Annotated in this window: 13 protein-coding genes; 5 read left to right on the forward strand and 8 right to left on the reverse strand. The window is 67.9% G+C overall.

The features are described from left to right. Window positions 1-61 precede the first annotated feature (61 nt). The 5 genes from PLE19_09185 to PLE19_09205 form a co-directional block, all read right to left on the reverse strand. Window positions 62-487 (reverse strand): biopolymer transporter ExbD, encoded by a 426-nt coding sequence (locus tag PLE19_09185; GenBank protein ID HPD15112.1) that lies wholly within the window; start codon window positions 485-487, stop codon window positions 62-64. After that, complete coding sequence (locus PLE19_09190) at window positions 484-1,542, reverse strand: MotA/TolQ/ExbB proton channel family protein (protein HPD15113.1); 1,059 nt, start codon at window positions 1,540-1,542, stop codon at window positions 484-486. Before PLE19_09190 ends, PLE19_09185 begins: the two co-directional genes overlap by 4 nt. A 150-nt stretch (window positions 1,543-1,692) precedes the next feature. Continuing rightward, window positions 1,693-2,364, reverse strand: a complete 672-nt coding sequence (locus PLE19_09195; GenBank protein ID HPD15114.1) for a protein-L-isoaspartate(D-aspartate) O-methyltransferase — start codon at window positions 2,362-2,364, stop codon at window positions 1,693-1,695. A gap of 99 nt (window positions 2,365-2,463) precedes the next feature. Further along, window positions 2,464-3,510: a hypothetical protein gene (locus PLE19_09200; protein ID HPD15115.1), complete on the reverse strand. Its 1,047-nt coding sequence runs from the start codon at window positions 3,508-3,510 to the stop codon at window positions 2,464-2,466. 426 nt (window positions 3,511-3,936) lie between these two features. Then, window positions 3,937-4,110, reverse strand: coding sequence for a hypothetical protein (locus tag PLE19_09205; protein ID HPD15116.1), 174 nt, complete (start codon window positions 4,108-4,110; stop codon window positions 3,937-3,939). A 159-nt stretch (window positions 4,111-4,269) separates the two neighbouring features. Here PLE19_09205 and PLE19_09210 point away from each other — a divergent pair, with 159 nt between their 5' ends. Together PLE19_09210 and PLE19_09215 are read left to right on the forward strand one after the other, a co-directional pair. Next, entirely contained in the window at window positions 4,270-5,163 is an 894-nt protein-coding gene (locus PLE19_09210) for a sugar phosphate isomerase/epimerase (GenBank protein ID HPD15117.1), read from the forward strand. Window positions 5,164-5,186: 23 nt separating this feature from the next. Then, a complete protein-coding gene (locus PLE19_09215; protein ID HPD15118.1) occupies window positions 5,187-6,467 on the forward strand; it encodes an AGE family epimerase/isomerase in 1,281 nt (426 codons plus the stop codon). Between the two features lie 321 nt (window positions 6,468-6,788). On the opposite strand, the gene PLE19_09220 is transcribed toward PLE19_09215, so the two are convergent. Further along, window positions 6,789-11,150, reverse strand: coding sequence for a hypothetical protein (locus tag PLE19_09220; GenBank protein HPD15119.1), 4,362 nt, complete (start codon window positions 11,148-11,150; stop codon window positions 6,789-6,791). Between the two features lie 102 nt (window positions 11,151-11,252). Between PLE19_09220 and PLE19_09225 the strand changes: the two genes are divergently transcribed. Then, on the forward strand, window positions 11,253-12,113 hold the full coding sequence (locus tag PLE19_09225) for a DUF362 domain-containing protein (GenBank protein HPD15120.1): 861 nt from the start codon (window positions 11,253-11,255) through the stop codon (window positions 12,111-12,113). Window positions 12,114-12,288: 175 nt separating this feature from the next. Here PLE19_09225 and PLE19_09230 read toward each other — a convergent pair whose 3' ends face one another. Then, window positions 12,289-13,242 carry a PmoA family protein gene (locus PLE19_09230; GenBank protein ID HPD15121.1) on the reverse strand — a complete coding sequence of 318 codons (954 nt, stop codon included), beginning with the start codon at window positions 13,240-13,242 and terminating at the stop codon, window positions 12,289-12,291. Window positions 13,243-13,261: 19 nt separating this feature from the next. Further along, window positions 13,262-14,113: a hypothetical protein gene (locus PLE19_09235; GenBank protein ID HPD15122.1), complete on the reverse strand. Its 852-nt coding sequence runs from the start codon at window positions 14,111-14,113 to the stop codon at window positions 13,262-13,264. 140 nt (window positions 14,114-14,253) lie between these two features. On the opposite strand from PLE19_09235, the gene PLE19_09240 reads away from it, so the two are divergent. After that, window positions 14,254-14,688, forward strand: a complete 435-nt coding sequence (locus PLE19_09240; protein ID HPD15123.1) for a CGGC domain-containing protein — start codon at window positions 14,254-14,256, stop codon at window positions 14,686-14,688. Beyond that, complete coding sequence (locus PLE19_09245) at window positions 14,685-15,476, forward strand: Nif3-like dinuclear metal center hexameric protein (protein ID HPD15124.1); 792 nt, start codon at window positions 14,685-14,687, stop codon at window positions 15,474-15,476. The genes PLE19_09240 and PLE19_09245 overlap by 4 nt, the downstream gene beginning before the upstream one ends. The last annotated feature ends 8 nt before the right edge of the window (window positions 15,477-15,484 follow it).

Raw genomic sequence — 15,484 nt, forward strand, 5'->3', positions numbered from 1 at the left:
TGGGGCATCGGGGTTTCTGGCCTTTGTGCTTGTTTCGGATTTCGTGCTTCGGGTTTCGGGTCTACGGGCTGCGCCTCGGCCCCTCGATGCTGGCGTAGGCGACGTTGCGGATGTCGGCCGCGGCGCACGCGTCCAGCACCCGCACAAAGTGCTGGAACGCGGTGTCGCGGTCGGCCCGGATGACGACCGGGGGCGGCGAGGCGCCGTAGGCGGCGTGCAGGTCTTTCAGCCAGGTCAGCAGTTCGTCCTGGGTCATCAAGCGGTTGCTGATCAGCACGTCGCCCTGCCGGGTCACGTTGATGAAGTAGGGCGTGCGCTGGCGCGGCACCACGCCCTTCTCGGCCGTGGGCAGGCTGAGGTCCATCTGCCGCTCGAGCTGGCCCATGGCCGTGGTGAGCACGTAGTAGACGAGCAGGATGAAGACCATGTCGATCAGGGGGGCCATCTGGAAGCCGGCGTCCTGCTCGTCGGCCTTGCGGAAGTTCATGCTTCCTCCCCCTTCTCGATGATCGTGCCCGCGACGTCGTCGGCCACGAGTTCCATCTGCGTGGTGAGGCGCAGGAGCTTGGCCCGCAGGTAGTAGTAGACGACCATGGCCGGGATGCCGATGCACAGGCCCACCACGGTGGTGATCAGGGCCTGGGCGATGGCGGCGGCGAGCAGGTAGTGGCGCACCTCGCCCGAGGCGATGACGTTGAAGCCCATGACCATGCCGGTCACGGTGCCGAGGAGGCCCAGCATGGGGCAGATGGTGCCGATGTTGGCCAGGTAGCCGATCTTCTGGTGCATGTGGGCCACCTCGCGCGAGCCGGCCGCGGCGATGGCCTCGCGGACCTTCTCGGGCGCGTCCTTGACCTTCCGCAGGCCGGCCAGCACCACGCGGGCGAAGGCCGAGCCCGACCTCTCGCAGGCGCCGGCCGCGCCGCGCAGGTCGCCCTGCGACAGGTGGGTGCCCAGGGCGTCCATGAAGCCTTGCGGCAGCACCTGCGAGGCGCGCAGCACGAGGAGGCAGTGGACCGCCCAGGCCACCGTGAAGAAGGAGATGGCGAGAAGCGGGTACATGACCAGGCCGCCGAGGCGGAACCACTCGACGCACACGCGCCAGTCGTGCCGCAGGTTCGCCATCAAGGCGCCGAAGCCGCCGCCGCCCTCCTTCGGCCGGAAGTAGGCCGCGGCGGCCAGCGTGGCCGTCTCCCCGTCGGGGTTCTTCACGGTCACCGAGGCCGAGCCGGGCTGGGTGGTGGCGGGCAGGCGGGCCTTGAGGCGCTCGGGGGCCGGCACGCGCACCTCAAGGGCCTTGAGGTCGTTGACGAACACCTGCACGTTCGCCTCGTCCTCGCTGAAGCCGCGGCCGTAGACGACGATCCAGGCCTCCTTGCCCGCCACCGGCGTGGCCGGCTCCACGTAGGCGATCGCGAGCCGTTCGGCCGGCTCGGCTCGCGCGGGCGCGGCCCCCGCGTCGCAATGCCGGCTGCCCAAGAGGCCGAGGAACACCGCCGCGGCCGCCAGGCCGGCGGCCCCCATCCTGGCAAGACTTCTCACGCATGCCTCTCCTGCGCTGGAAGGCTCAAACGCAAATCCTTCGCGGGATGAACAGACCGGGCGATTATACCACTGGCGCGACAAGGAAGTCAAAAAATCGCAAGCGCGCGGGCGAGAGGGCGGAAGCCGCGGCCGCGGCCCGTCCCACGGTCAGTCGGGCCACCCCTCCCGGCCGATGAGCCGCACGAAGACGCAGCCCCCATGGGTCTCGCGGCGCAGCGCGCCCCCGCGGCGCTCCACGACCACCAGCTCCTGGGTCCCCCGGCCGCCCGTCGGCATCACGAGCCGCCCCCCCTCCGCCAGTTGCGCCTCGAGGGACGCCGGGACGCTCGGCCCCGCCGCGGTGACGATGATGCGGTCGAACGGCGCCTCCTCGGGCCAGCCCAGCGTGCCATCGCCCACGCGGCAGTGCACGTGGGCCAGGCCAAGCTGCGCCAGGAGGGCCTGCGCGCGTCGGCTGAGGTCCGGCAGCCGTTCCACGGTGTAGACGGCGGGGCACAGTTTCGCCAGGATCGCGGCCTGGTAGCCGGACCCGGTGCCCACCTCGAGCACGCGTTCGCTGCCGCGGAGAGCGAGCAGCTCGGTCATGAGGGCCACCATGTAGGGCTGCGAGATGGTCTGGCCCCGGCCGATGTCAATCGGGTAGTCTTCGTAGGCCTCGGCGGCGCGCTGGGGGGGCACGAAGAAGTGGCGCGGCACCTCGCGAAAGGCCTGGAGCACCCTGGGGTCGCGGATGCCGCGGGCGCGGAGCTGCCGCTCGACCATCTGCTCGCGCTCGTCGCGGCGGGATTCGGCGTCGGGAAGCGCGTCCGTGGCTTGCATCCTCAGCGATTCAATGGAGAGGCCATGCCGGGCCCGCTGGTTCCTGGGAGCCCATAGGTTAGGAGCTGAATGGCGCCCTGCCCTCCCCGCGGCACGGCTTCAGATGCGAGCCCCCTCAAGCTGGCGCGCCAGGAAGCGCGCGCCGGCATCCTCGGGCCTGGCCTGGATGATCTCCCCGAGGCTCGCCCGAGCCTCCTCGGTGCGGCCCGCCAGCCAGTAGTGATAGGCCAGCAGCAGCCGCCCGTCGAGGTCCTCCGGCCTCTGCTTGCACCAGCCCTTGAGCAGGAGCAGGCGCTCGCCCAGCGCGTCCTCCGGCCCGCGGAGACGCCCCACCTGCTTGGCATCCAGCGCCTGGTCGCCACCCGCCGCCGCGGCCGCCCGCAGCGCGTCCGCCCCTGCGCCGTACCGACGCAGCGCCGCCCACACGCCTGCCAGCGACAGGTGCCCGATGGGATTCCCCGGGCAGGCCAGCGCCGCCCGCTGATACTCCATCAACGCCTTCTCGAAGTCCTTGCGTTGCCACTGCATGTCGCCCAGGGCCAGATACTGCGCGAAGAGCGCCTCCGCACGCGGCGGCGCCGGCGCGGCGCTCGACTTGGCCGGCGGCTCAGCCGCCGGCGCGGGCGCCGGCTGCGGGGGCACGCTCGGTTGCGTCGGGCCCGGCTGCCCCAGCGGCAGCGCAGCCCCAGGGCGGAACATGATGTAAGAGGACCGCGGCTTCGCCACAATCGTCTGACCCTGGAACTCGGCCTGCAATTCGGCCATCAGGGCCGTCTCGGCCAGATGATCGAAGCCCACGGCACGCCAGTCATGCGGCGGCTGTGCGCCGCCGAGGGACGAGACCTCGGAGACCTCCAACTCGTTCGTCACCCGGATCTCTGCGCCATAGGCGTCCTGGTCAACCAGGAACACCCGCGCGACCGCCTTCGTGCGATACTTGGTGATCAGGTTGGCGCGCACGACCGACGACGCCTCCACGATCCCGTGAGCGCGGTCCACGTTGGTGACCACGAAGTGCCGCGACAGCACGGCGCGGGCGGTCTCCAGAGCCCTGAGGTAAGCGGGCGGGTACGGATTCAGCGGCCGCCACAGGCCGTGGCACCCCAGGGCGACGAGGCCAAGAAGACACACCAGAGCCTTTCGCATGGCCGGCGCTCCTCAAGAGACACGGCGCAAAGCCCCCTGGGCAGGACGCGCAGCCGCACTCTCCTGCCCTCGCCGGAATTATAGCATCGCGATCCACGGGAGTCAATGCACCCAGCACCGTCCACGGGCCGTGGCGGTCGCCGAACCCCTGACGTGCGCGGCGAGGCTGTCGGCACGCTCCGGCCCGTGGCCGGACCAGGCCGGAGGCCAGCGCATGTTCGCTCAGGCCCACCAGACCGGAGGAGGTGCACACGGCGCCCGGGCGGGCTCGCCCTCTAGCGCAGCTTCTTCTTGTGACGATCCGCGCGCCGACGCTTGTCGCGCTTGTGTTTGGCGATCTTGCGGCGGCGGCGTTTCCTTCCACAAGGCACGGCGGGAACTCCAAGGCGGGGGAAGCACGGCCTCAGCCGCGCGGGAGCAGCTCGATCACTCCTCCTCGCTGCGGTCGCGCAGGTCGCGCGCCAGCAGCGCCTCGTCCGTCAGGTCGAAATCCTCGTTCCAGTCGTCGAAGAACTCGAACTCCACCTTGCTGCGAGGCTCGAGGATCAGTTTCCGGTGTCGCTCGCGGATCAATTGGAGCCGATCCAGTTTGTGAGACATCTAAGCATTCTCCTGCATCGAACAGCAGCCAACCATTGAACTACTCGCAATCCCATGGCCATAAGGAATTGGTACGTAGACCCGTATTTTATGATCGGTAACTGCTTCTGTCAAGCAAATTTTCCGCCCCATTTGACAAAATTCTCTCGAGCCGTTACGATGCCTCCCGCGACCGGCCCCTACCCTGTCAAGGAGGACGACGCGATGATCCGCTTCGGCGGCCCCCTCTTCGGCGTAGATGCCGCAAACCCCGATGCCGTGGCCGCAGCCTGTCGGAGCCTGGGTTACGGCGCCATCTACTGCCCCGACCTCAATCCCGATGATGAGCAGGGCTGCCGCCAGTACGGCGTCGCCATTGCACGCCATGGCCTCATGGTCGCAGAAGCCGGCGTCTGGATCCGCCTCGCCGGCCCGAACCCCGAGGAGACGCGGGCAAACGTCGAGCGCGCCATCCGCCGCCTCCGCGTGGCCGACCTCGTGGGCGCCCAATGCTGTGTAGACATCGCAGGCTCCTTCCACCCCGAGAGCTGGCACGGGGCACATCCCGACAACGTGACCGAGGAGATGTTCGAGGCCGCGGTCGTCATCGCCCGAGCTATCATTGACGCCGTGCGCCCCCGCCGCGCCAGGTTCACCTACGAGATGATGCAGTGGACCCTCCCCGACAGCGCCGACGCCTATCTCGACCTCATCAAGGCCATAGACCGCAAGGAGTTCGGCGTCCACCTCGACCCCGTCAACCTGATCAACTCCCCCCGCCGCTTCTACGACACCGCCGCCGTCATCCGCGACTGCTTCGCCAAGCTCGGCCCCCACATCGCCGCCTGCCACGCCAAGGACGTGGCCATGAACCTCACCGACGCCATCGTCCACCTCACCGAAACCCCCATCGGCACCGGCCGCCTCGACTATCGCACCTACCTCGAGTGCCTCGACTCCCTCGGTCGCGACGTCCCGCTGATGATGGAACACCTGCGGACCGCCGAGGAGTACAGTTCAGCGGCAAGCCATATCCGTCGTGTAGCCAATGATTTGCAGATCAGCCTCGGCTGATCCCCTGCGGAAAGGAGACTGCCGTGCCCCACGCCGACGTCCCAAGGGAGCAGGTGGCCGCAACCATCGAACAGATGGAGACTTATCTCACAACGAAGCTTCTCCCATTCTGGATCGAGAACGCCGTTGACCGCCAGTACGGCGGCTTCCTCACCTACTTCGACCGCAACGGCAAACCCACCGGCGAAACCACCAAGACCCTCCTCTGCCAGGAGCGAATGGTCTACTCCCTGTCTCACGCCCACCGCTGCGGCTACGGCGCCGGCCGCTGCCTCGAACTCGCCCGCCAGGGCCTCCAGTTCATGGTCGACACCTACTGGGACCGCGAGCACGGCGGCTGGTTCTGGATCGCCGACCGCCAAGGCCGCATCCTCGACGATTCCAAGATCATGTACGGCCAGAACTTCGGAATCTACGCCCCCGCCGAGTTCGCCCTCGCCGGCGGCGGCGACCTGGGCCGCGAATACGCTTTGAAAACCTTCGCCGCCATCCAAGTGGGCGCCACCGACACCCTCCACGGCGGCTACTACGAGATGCTCCACCGCGACTGGTCGCCCAAGCCCGGCGGCGCCTACGGCGGCGACCGCAAGAGCCTCGACATCCACATGCACATGATGGAGGCCCTCACAAACCTCAACGACCTCACCCGTAACCCATTGCACGAGCGGAAGTTACGCGACGTCATCGCCATCCTCCTCACCCGCATGCTCGACCCCAGGACAGGCTGTGGCATCGCACAGTTCGCCCTCGACTTCACGCCCCTCGAGGCCATCATGTTCCGCAACGTGTGGGGCTCCGACCGCGACAACGCCGGCGCCCCCCGCCCCCTCAACAACACCTCGTTCGGCCACAATGTCGAACTCGCCTGGCTCCTCAAGTGGGCCGTCGAGGTCCTCGGCGACCCCTTCGACCCCTACCTCCCCGCCATCCGCAAGATATACGAACACACCGAGCGATTCGGCATAGATCACGAATACGGCGGGGTTTACGTCGAAGGCCCGATGGACGGCCCGGCCCGCGACCTCCAGAAGGAGTTCTGGCAGCAGGCCGAGACCCTGGTCGGGATGCTCGACGCTTGCCTCCTCTTCGGCGAGCGCAAGTACTGGACGGCGTTCGACATGACCTGGAAGTTCCTCTGGAACCACGGCATCAACCACGACGTGGGCGAATGGTACGCCCTACTCGACCGCGACGGCACGGTCATCTGGGACTACCTTGGCCACGCCTGGAAGATAAGCTACCACACCGTGCGTTCCGTCATCGAAAGCATCCGCCGCCTCCGCCTCCTCCTCGACCGGGCGTGAGGCCGTGGCCCACGGCTCCCTGCCTTGCGCCCTGCCCTTCTTCGGGCAGGCGCTTTGGCCGTCCTGGCCGCCCTGCGGTGTCTGCCGCCATACTCGCTCATCTCCCCCTGCTTCAAGGAGTGAGCAAGTATGGCGCTTTGGCGATCCGGCAGGCTTTACGGCCTCCGCCACCATACTTGCTCAATTCCCTCCCCCTCAGCTTTGAGCAAGTATGGCGCCGTAGCAAATCGGTTACGCCTGCGGCCAGGGGCCGGGCGAGGCATCTGCCTTTGATCCCACTCTGGCCCGTGTGTCCCGTCAGTCCCTTCTGCCCCCTGCCCATCAGCGCAGGGCGGCGCGGCGGGCCGAGGGGTCGAGGAGCTTGGCGATGAAGGCGGCCATGGCCTCGACGGGGAAGAGGGAGGTCAGCTCGGTCTTGACGTACAGGCCGCGGCCGACGGGCTTGAGGATGAGGGCGGCCTTGCCGCTGTCGCCCAGGATGCGATAAGGGGCGGTGAAGCCGTCGAACATGATTCTCCCGCTGCTGTAGCTGACGATCCCCTTGTCGGGCAGGCCCAGCTTGGCGGCCACCGCGCTGCGGGTGTTCATCTCGCCCATCGAGGGGGGCTTCTCGAGCGTGTCGCGGATCCAGATGCGGGCGGCGCCCGTCGAGTGGTGCCCCGCGTAGCCGATGCCGCCGCTCGACCCCTCGGGCTCCCCGATGCGGAAGACCGTGGGGCTCTTCGTCACATACTTGCCCGGCAGCGTGAGAAACACGTCTATCCAGCCATTCTCCTTGGGGTCAATGGGCTGCGGCACCCAGATGGTCTGGATGGGCTTCCAGGTCCTCCCGTCGTCCTCCGTAACCTGGAGTGTGAACCCTTTCTTGGGCATGGGCCAGGTGCGGATGCGGATGAGGTGGTCCTTGCCGGGTGTGGCCTTCATCTCGTATTGCATGCAGCCGTGAGGCTGTTCCTGGGTGCCCCAGATGAGCGGGCGATCGGTGATCATGGCCCCGCTGGCGACGAGTGGGAGCTTCTTCGGGCCGGCCTCGTCGAGTTCGGGCACGCTCGCCGGCTCCGTGGCGCCGGGGGCGAGGGTGAGGTAAGGCATGGTGTAGGTGCCCGCCCAGTAGCCGGACCACTTGCCGCAGGCCTCGGCCTGCTTCTCGTCGAGCCAGTAGAACTGGCGGTCGAGCTTCTCGTCGGGGGCGTCCATCGCCAGGATGTCGGCGCCGCGAGCATAGTCCACGCTGAACGTCGCGGGGGCAAGGGTCTTGGCGAGCCATTTGGAGGAGGCGTTGCGGCTGCTGGTCTCAAGCACGACTCCGCCGCGGGAGAGGAACCTGCCGACGGCCTCGTCGAAGCGCGGGTCGTGCCAGAAGGTGTCCTTTCGCGGCCCGGCCATCGAGCCGTCGTCGAGGATCAGCAGGTCGGTGCGGCGGCCGAAGCGGGTGAGGAGCGCGGCCTCGAAGGTCGCGGGGTCGGTGGGCAGCGTGGCGTCGAGGCAGAGGACCTTGTGCTTCTCGGCCAACAGGTCGCGCAGCAGCTTCTTCTCCTTCTGGGGGCGGAGGGCGGTGAAGACCACGATGTCGCTCTTCTCGAAGCTCGGCCTGGGCGGGTCGAAGGGCTTGAGGGCAACCGTCGCCGGTTTCGTGGATAGCGGATCGTAGTCAACCTGAACATCCAGCTCTTTGCCAGATGGCACTCGGAGCTCGATCGTTGCCAGTGCCTGCGAGAAGACCTTCGAGACCTTCGCCCTGACCTCCTTGTTGTCCACGCGCACGCGTCGGATGCGGGCCGACGGGATGAGGGCATTGAGGGTGACGGTGACGTCATCGGGGCTGTGGCTGGCGAGCAGGTAGCCGCGTGCGCGCTCAGGGGCGGGGTGCTTCTTGCACCAGTCTGCCACCGTCAGGTCGAAAGCGCCTCGCCCCATTGGAAGACGGCGCAAAGTCATGTCGCCGCAGAGGAACGGGGGGCCGCTGATCAGTCTGGGGGTCAGAGAGAAGCGCTTGTTGGGGGCGTCGGGCTCGAAGCCGCTGAGGTAGTAGAGCGCGGCGTCGAGGTTGATGCCGGCCTCCCAGGGGCGGATGCGGTTGGCGCGGTACATCGTGCGGAAGTCCGCCCCGGGGGCCATCCACTCGCTGAACTCCGTGGTGTCGCCCGCGATCATCAGCAGGGCGTGGAAGGCTTTCTCCGCCCACGGGTGGTTGATGGCGGCGAGGGTGTGGAGGCACTGGCCCTGGAGCATGCCGACCGTGACGTCGTAGCCGACGATGGGGTTGAAGACGCCCGACTCCTCGGCCAGGTACTCGGTCATCCGCAAGGCGTTGGAGATGGCCTTGGGGTCAGAAGGCTTGGCGTAGCCGCTCCACACGACATTGGCCTGGATATTGCCCATCGGGTAGCGGTTGAGCTGGCCTGGGAAGAGGACGCTTTCGCCCTGGGCGTACATGCCGAGGTCGGGCATCCAGTAGTAGCGTTCGGTGGCTTCGCGGATTTTCGCGGTGACTTCGGCGATCTGGGCGGCCTCATCCTTCTTGCCGAGGGCGTTTGCCATTTCCACGAGGGCGTCGCCCGCGGCGGCGAGTTCGAAGGAGGAGTCGGCGGAGGTGATGTTGCCGCCGGGGTAGCTGTTCTGCTGGAGGTCGTAGCGGTTGGGCCAGAGGGCTTCGCCGCCGGAGTAGATGTAGGTTTCGTCGCCGTGGAAGGGGATGCGGAAGTCGGGGCGGAAGACCTTGTCGGTGGGGTTGTCGAACTGGCCGGTGAAGCAGCGCTTGAGGTAGCCCCAGTGGTCGGCGATGGTCCTGGTGTCGCCGGTGGAGCGGAAGTACCAGTGGTGCTTGAGGATGATCCAGCTCGGGACCTCGCAGTTGGCGTGGCGGTCGGCGTAGGACATGGTGATCTGCGACCAGTCGTCCACCGGGGGCCATGGCTTGTGAATATCCACATCCATCGGGAGCCAGTTGAGGATCTTGCGGCAGGCGATGGAGGCGAGGTAATGGTAGTCGAGCACGCGTTTGGCATTGTCGAAGCGGCCGGTGCGGAGGAAGCTCTTGACGGGGCCACAGGCGTCGCGGATCCACTGGTCGGAGAAGAACCACATGGGGCCGACGGCGCCCGTGCGCTCGAATTGCTGCACTTGCACCGACATCTTCACGTCGTCAATGAAGTCGGCCACGCGCTGGCCCCAGGGGCTGGGGGCCTCAAGGTGGGTCGTCGTCGCGTTGTAGTCGCGCCAGTACTTGATTGTGTCCTCAAGGAGGCCGTAGCCGCGCTCCTTCACCCTGGCAAGCGTCTGCTCCGCGTCGGAAGGCACGGGTTTGTCGTTGACGGACTCCAGCGAGGCGACGTGGTAGAGGAGGCAGCGCCTGGCCTCGCCGGGCGCGAGGTCGCCGAGGGAGATGCGCAGCGAGCCGACGTTGGCCTTCTCGTCGCGGGCGGCCTCGACGGGCAGGTCGTCGAGCACGCCTGTCAGGATCGTTCGCGTGTTGCCATCGCCGGCGGCGTCGGGCATGGGGCCGTGCTTGATCGTCTCGGTCAGGGTCTTGCCCTCGACCTTCGTGCGGGGATTGGAGTTCGTGAGCACCACGGACTGGAGCGGCGCGTCGGAGGTGTTGGCCACCGCGTAGATGCGGAGGAGGGCCTTGAGGCCGGGCGGGGCCAGCGTGAGGGCATAGAAGGCCAGCTTCCGCGCGGGGTCGGAGGCCGCGGCGACAACGACGTCGGTCTTGCGAATCTTCCACATCCACTGGTCGTTGAGCGCGACCGGCTGGCCACCCACGGCGAGCGACACCTGGTCGCCGCAGAAGGTGCTGCCGGGGTTCCACTGGACGGGGTACTGGTATTCGGGGCCGACGATGCCGGTGGTGTTGACGAAGGGCCAGGGCCCGAGGGCGGTGAACACCCAGCCGTTGCCCACGGGGTAGCCGTTGATCGAGAAGCTGTCGCCCATGTGCGTGTTGGCGCGCTCGATGGCCTCGGCGTAGGCCTGGGCGACGAAGGGCGTGTGGAAGATGCCCATCAGGCGTTCGGCATCGGCCTTCGGGTCGCGGGTGACCACCTGCTGGCTCCAGAGGCTCATCTCGGCGATCTGCGGCAACGCGTCGAGGGCGGCCTTCGGCAGCGGCGGCGGCACGTCGGGGCGGATGAGCGGCTCCTGGTCGCGGCGGATGCGCGGCGCCATCGGCGCCGCGTCGGCCACCTTCACGGGCCGCGCCTCGCGCGAGCCGCCGTAGCGGCCGGTCCACGTGCCGTCGGTCACGATCGCCACGGGGACGACGCCGTCGGGCGTCTCCACCTGCACCTCGGCCCGCAGATAGGCCGAGGGCACGCCTGGACTCCAGCGGCGCACCGTCAGTTCCAGCGTGTTCGAGCCAGCCTTGAAGAAGGGCGCGAGGTCCTCGACCTCCTGGGCGAGGCGGAAGGCACTCGCCACGCGGCCGTAGCGGCTGCGGCACGCCTCCCGGCCGTTGATCGCGAGGACGAACTCGTGGACCGCACTGACAGCCGTCCACGCGCGCACGATCCTGCCCGCGGGAACCTCCACCTGCTGGCGGAACGCGGCCTCGACGCAGCCCTCCTTCTCGGGCAGGCTGATGAACGGCGCGGGGCGCGGCGGCGCGCCCAGAGCGTTCCACGCCATTCCAACCATAGCCACGAGCAGCACACGGCGCGAGGGGAGCGAACAGCGACCGTTCATGGCAGCCTCCTTCGAATTCCGGGCACGCAGGGTTTCGGGTATAATGAGCAAATGTGCCGCGGCATGCAAGGCCCAGTGGGATCGTGTTGAGGAGACGACGGCGTGAGGCCCGTGGTGTGGCTCGTGAAGGCATCGGATGGCAGGGCGACGACGATTCGCCTGATGGCGGAAATGGGCGCGGCGGCGATTCTGAAGCCGAGGTCGCGGATCCTGGTGAAGCTGAATATCACGGCGAATCTGCCGCCGGAATCAGGAGTGATCACGTTCCCGTCGGTGCTCGATGGGGCGCTGGCCTATCTCGCCGACCACGGCATTCGCAACGTGGTGGTGGCCGAGGGCGGCGGGGATGACGTGAGCGTGGCCTTCGACCAGTTCGGCTACCGCGAGATCGCGGCCCGCTATGGCGTGCCGATCGTGGACCTCAACCGCGACCAGGCCGAATGGGTCGAGGTGCCGAACCCGCTCGTGGTGCCCCGCTTCTCGATCCTCAAGACCGTGCGCTCGTGCGACGCAATCCTGAATCTGCCCTGCCTCAAAGTGCACAACGGCGAGGCGGTGACGACGATCTGCATGAAGAACATGATGGGCTGCATCGAGCGCCCGCTGCGCGGCCAGATGCACAAGGACTTCGCCAACAGGCTGATGGATCTGCTGAAGGTGGTGCGGCCCACGGTGAACGTGGTGGACGGGATTGTGGGCCGGACCTGGGGCGAGATTCACGGCGAGCCGGCGGCCATGGGCGTCATGCTTGCCGGGACCGATATGGTGGCCGTGGACGCCGTGGGCTCCGCGACGATGGACATGCTGGGGGTGCCCCACGTGGAACTGGCCGCAAAGCACGGCTACGGCGTGGCCGACCTCGGCCAGATCGAAGTCCGCGGAGAACCCATCGCCTCTGTCCGCCGCCATTTCCGCCGCCGCGGCTGGCGCGCCGACGCCTGGGGCGCCGAGCCGAAGGCGTGAAGATGATCTGGGGAGGAGCTTCTTGGGCAGAAGCTCCTCCCCACACCCCTCTTCAAGAACTTCCACGTTGGCTGGGGCATTCGAGCGCTCGAATGCCGCAGCCCATCTTGGAAAGGAGGGGGTTGGGGGAGGAAGCCCTTCTTGCCAGGAAGGGCTTCCTCCCCCGCATCGCTTCTCACTTGGCCCTCGGCTCGGGCAAGGGGAGTTTGGTGAACGCGTCCCATTTCGCCTCGATGGCCTTGGGGTCGGGGAGGGCGGCGTGGACCCAGAGGCCGTAACGGAGCTTGAGCGGCTCGCCGAGCGGGATGGTGCGCGGGGCGTCCTGAGTGAAGGCGGCGCCCATCCAGCCGTCGTCGCGGACGTGGAAGATGCTGGGATGGTTCGCGTTCGAGGGGTGGTCGAGGAGGGCGATGCCCTCGACGACGCCGTCGGCCACGGCGCCCGAGTAGTCCATCCACTTCGCCCGTTTCCAGAACACGCCCTTCTCGTCCACCCCGCCCTCGGAGTTGCGCAGGGTGCCGGCGCCGTCGTGGACTCCGATCGTCTTGGCCATGCGGACCGCGAAGAAGCCGAAGGGGGTCTTGCCGAGAGTCACGTCGGCGCCTTCGGCCGATAGCTCGAGGTCCACCACGATGAGCAGCTCATTGCCAGGAAGGGCCTGGACGGTGACGGTGCGGCGCTCCTTGAGGAGGGTCTTGCCCTGCTTGGTGTTCACCCAGTCGTTGAGCGAGATGACGGCGGCGGAGTCAGGGCCGTCGTCGAGGCGCTCGAGGCGCCGATGGATGATTCGCGCCCCGGTGCCGTTCGCCCAGAAGTCGGCGCCGTTCACGCTGTTGTGCGACACCCACACCGAGTTGTGGTGGCCGTGCCCCTCGGGATCGTGGGGGTGGCCCATGCGGGTGAGGGGGCGGCCGCTGGGGCCGATGACGGGAAAGAGAAAGGGACGGTCGAGGTCCTGCCCGAAGTGGTAGCGGGCCACCTCCCGGCCGTCGCGCTGGAAGGAGACCTGGTGGTACGGCTGCGGCACGGCCTGCATGCGGGGCACAGGCTTGGGCTGGAGGCCCGCCCCCGCCGCCACCGTGGCGAGGCAAAGGGCCAAAGCGAGCGCGGGAATGCCTGCCGCGTCCATGGGGTTCTCCTGTAACAGCCTACTTCGCAGTCGAAGGCCGGGGTGTGACCTCGGCCGCCTTGATGCGGCCGGCGATGTGGCCGCCGATCGTCAGCGGCAGGTAGAGGTAGAGTCCGCCGAAACTGCCCACGTAGGTGCCATAGGCGGGGTAGAGGATGCGGTAGTCGGCCTTCTCGTCGTCCGTGAGGCCGCGGGCGATGTCGTAGCCGATGGCGTCGCCCGTGGCCTGGGCCTCGACGTAGAGGGCGCCGCCCGGCACCAGCACGTAGAGGAGCGAATAGAGCGCCTTGCTGCTCTCGTCGGCAAAGTCCTTCGCGTGCCCCGCCTCGTGGAGGGCGATGGCCTTGTGGCCCGAGTAGAGGTGGATGGTGTTGGTGCAGGGGTTGTAGTGATCGCCGATGCCGAGGAGCGGGAAGCCGGCCCAGAGCCGGTTGGGAAAGAGCGTGTACCACAGCCACGAGGGCACGCCGAGCACGTAGCGCCAGAAGGGATTGAAGTCCCGGTTGTGCACCAGCCGCCGCCACTCGCCGCCGGGCGAATACTGGTTGAGGCGCACCTTGACATTCCGCAGGTCGTTCTCGGCCAAGTACTGCCGGAGCTTGGCCTCGACCTCGGGCGGAATGTCGTGGTTGCAGACGCTCCAGTTCCAAAGCAGCAGCTTGCTGGGCAGCGAGAAGACGTAGTGGCCGAGGCCGTCGAGCAGCCAGAGCGGCTTGCCCCGCTCGATCTGCGGCTCCCCCGGCGCCAGCCTCAGGGTCTTCGGCCCCTCGACGTTCTGGCTGCAAACATACGGCACCTTGGCGCAGCCCACAGCCAGCGCCCACGCCGCCGACGCCGACAGCACACGCACCATCGCGCCTCTCGGAACCACGACCCGCTCCTCCGCACACGGGTAGAGCCAGACTGCGCCCGCGCTGCGCGCCCTTGCCGCTTGACACCGCCACTTGGTATACTGTAGGCCGCTATGCAATGCAAGGCCCGATCCCTGCGGCCCTCGCCCCGGAGACACGCGTGAGCAACGTGACCGGCAAGGACTACATCGTCGTGGTGCAGTGCGACCTGGTGAAGCAGCGCTGCTCGGGCTACTTCTGCGAGCAGGCGTTCCACGCGCGGTCGGGCGGCTTCGCCGACTATGCGCGGGACAAGGCCTACCGCACCCTCTACCTCACGTGCGGCGGGTGCTGCGGGCGGGCGCTCCAGCGCAAGCTCGCCCACCTCGTGCGCAAGATTCACAAGCAGGAGGCCATCGAGAGGAGCCGCCTCGTCGTCCAGCTCTCCTCGTGCATCACGCACGACAGCCACCACGCGCCGCCCTGCCCGCACCTGGACTACATGAAGACCTTCATCGCCCGCCTCGGCCTCGACGTGCGCGAGGGCACCCACATCAGCCAGCTCTCCGAGCGGCGGCGCCGGGAGGGTGTCTACCAGAGCAGGGGAACCCCATGAACGCGACCGACATCCGCGAGCACTTCCTTTCCTCCGCCGATTGGGTGGACCCCGCGAAGACGGTGGACCGCCTGATCGTGGGCGACCCGCAGAAGGACATCCGGCGCGTGCTCGTGACGTGGATCGCCAGCTTCCGGGCCGTGAAGACGGCCGTGGAGCGCGGCTTCGACATGCTCATCACCCACGAGCCGACCTTCTGGGTGCACGCCAACGAGCTCGAGAAGATGGAGACCTCGCAGATCGCCTCGACCAAGTGGCTCTACCTCCAGCGCAGCGGCCTGGTCGTGCTGCGCATCCACGACGCCTGGGACCGCTGGCCCGAGGTGGGCGTACCCTGGGCTTGGGCCGAGTTCCTGGGCTTCGACCAGGACCCCGTGGTGCTTGGGGCCGACGGCTACCAGCACCGCTACGACATCGAGCCCACGCCGCTCGACAGCTTCGCGGCCCGCGTGGCGCAGCGCACGGCCAAGCTCGGCGAGCCGATGGTCCAGGTGGTCGGCAACGGCCGCAAGCTCGTCACCGCCGTGGGCATCGGCACCGGCTGCGCCTGCGACATCCGCACCTTCCAGTGCATGGGCTGCGATGTCTCGATCGTCTGCGACGACGGCTCGTGTTACTGGGGCCCCATCCAGCGCGCCGAGGACGACGGCCACGCGGTCATCCGCGTGAACCACGGCACCAGCGAGGAGCCGGGCATGGCCACCCTCACCCAATACATCAACGAAAACCTCGCGGGCGTCCGCGCCGAGCACCTGCCCCACGGCGCCTCGTTCCGCCTGGTGGGATAGGACCTGCA

Source organism: Planctomycetota bacterium, from assembly GCA_035384565.1.
GTDB lineage: Bacteria > Planctomycetota > PUPC01 > DSUN01 > DSUN01 > DAOOIT01.

Coding starts and splice junctions, on each gene's coding strand:
- PLE19_09185 (HPD15112.1), bottom strand. CDS start 487: ATGAACTTCCGCAAGGCCGACGAGCAGGACGCCGGCTTCCAGATGGCC.
- PLE19_09195 (HPD15114.1), bottom strand. CDS start 2,364: ATGCAAGCCACGGACGCGCTTCCCGACGCCGAATCCCGCCGCGACGAG.
- PLE19_09200 (HPD15115.1), bottom strand. CDS start 3,510: ATGCGAAAGGCTCTGGTGTGTCTTCTTGGCCTCGTCGCCCTGGGGTGC.
- PLE19_09205 (HPD15116.1), bottom strand. CDS start 4,110: ATGTCTCACAAACTGGATCGGCTCCAATTGATCCGCGAGCGACACCGG.
- PLE19_09210 (HPD15117.1), top strand. CDS start 4,270: ATGCCTCCCGCGACCGGCCCCTACCCTGTCAAGGAGGACGACGCGATG.
- PLE19_09220 (HPD15119.1), bottom strand. CDS start 11,150: ATGAACGGTCGCTGTTCGCTCCCCTCGCGCCGTGTGCTGCTCGTGGCT.
- PLE19_09230 (HPD15121.1), bottom strand. CDS start 13,242: ATGGACGCGGCAGGCATTCCCGCGCTCGCTTTGGCCCTTTGCCTCGCC.
- PLE19_09245 (HPD15124.1), top strand. CDS start 14,685: ATGAACGCGACCGACATCCGCGAGCACTTCCTTTCCTCCGCCGATTGG.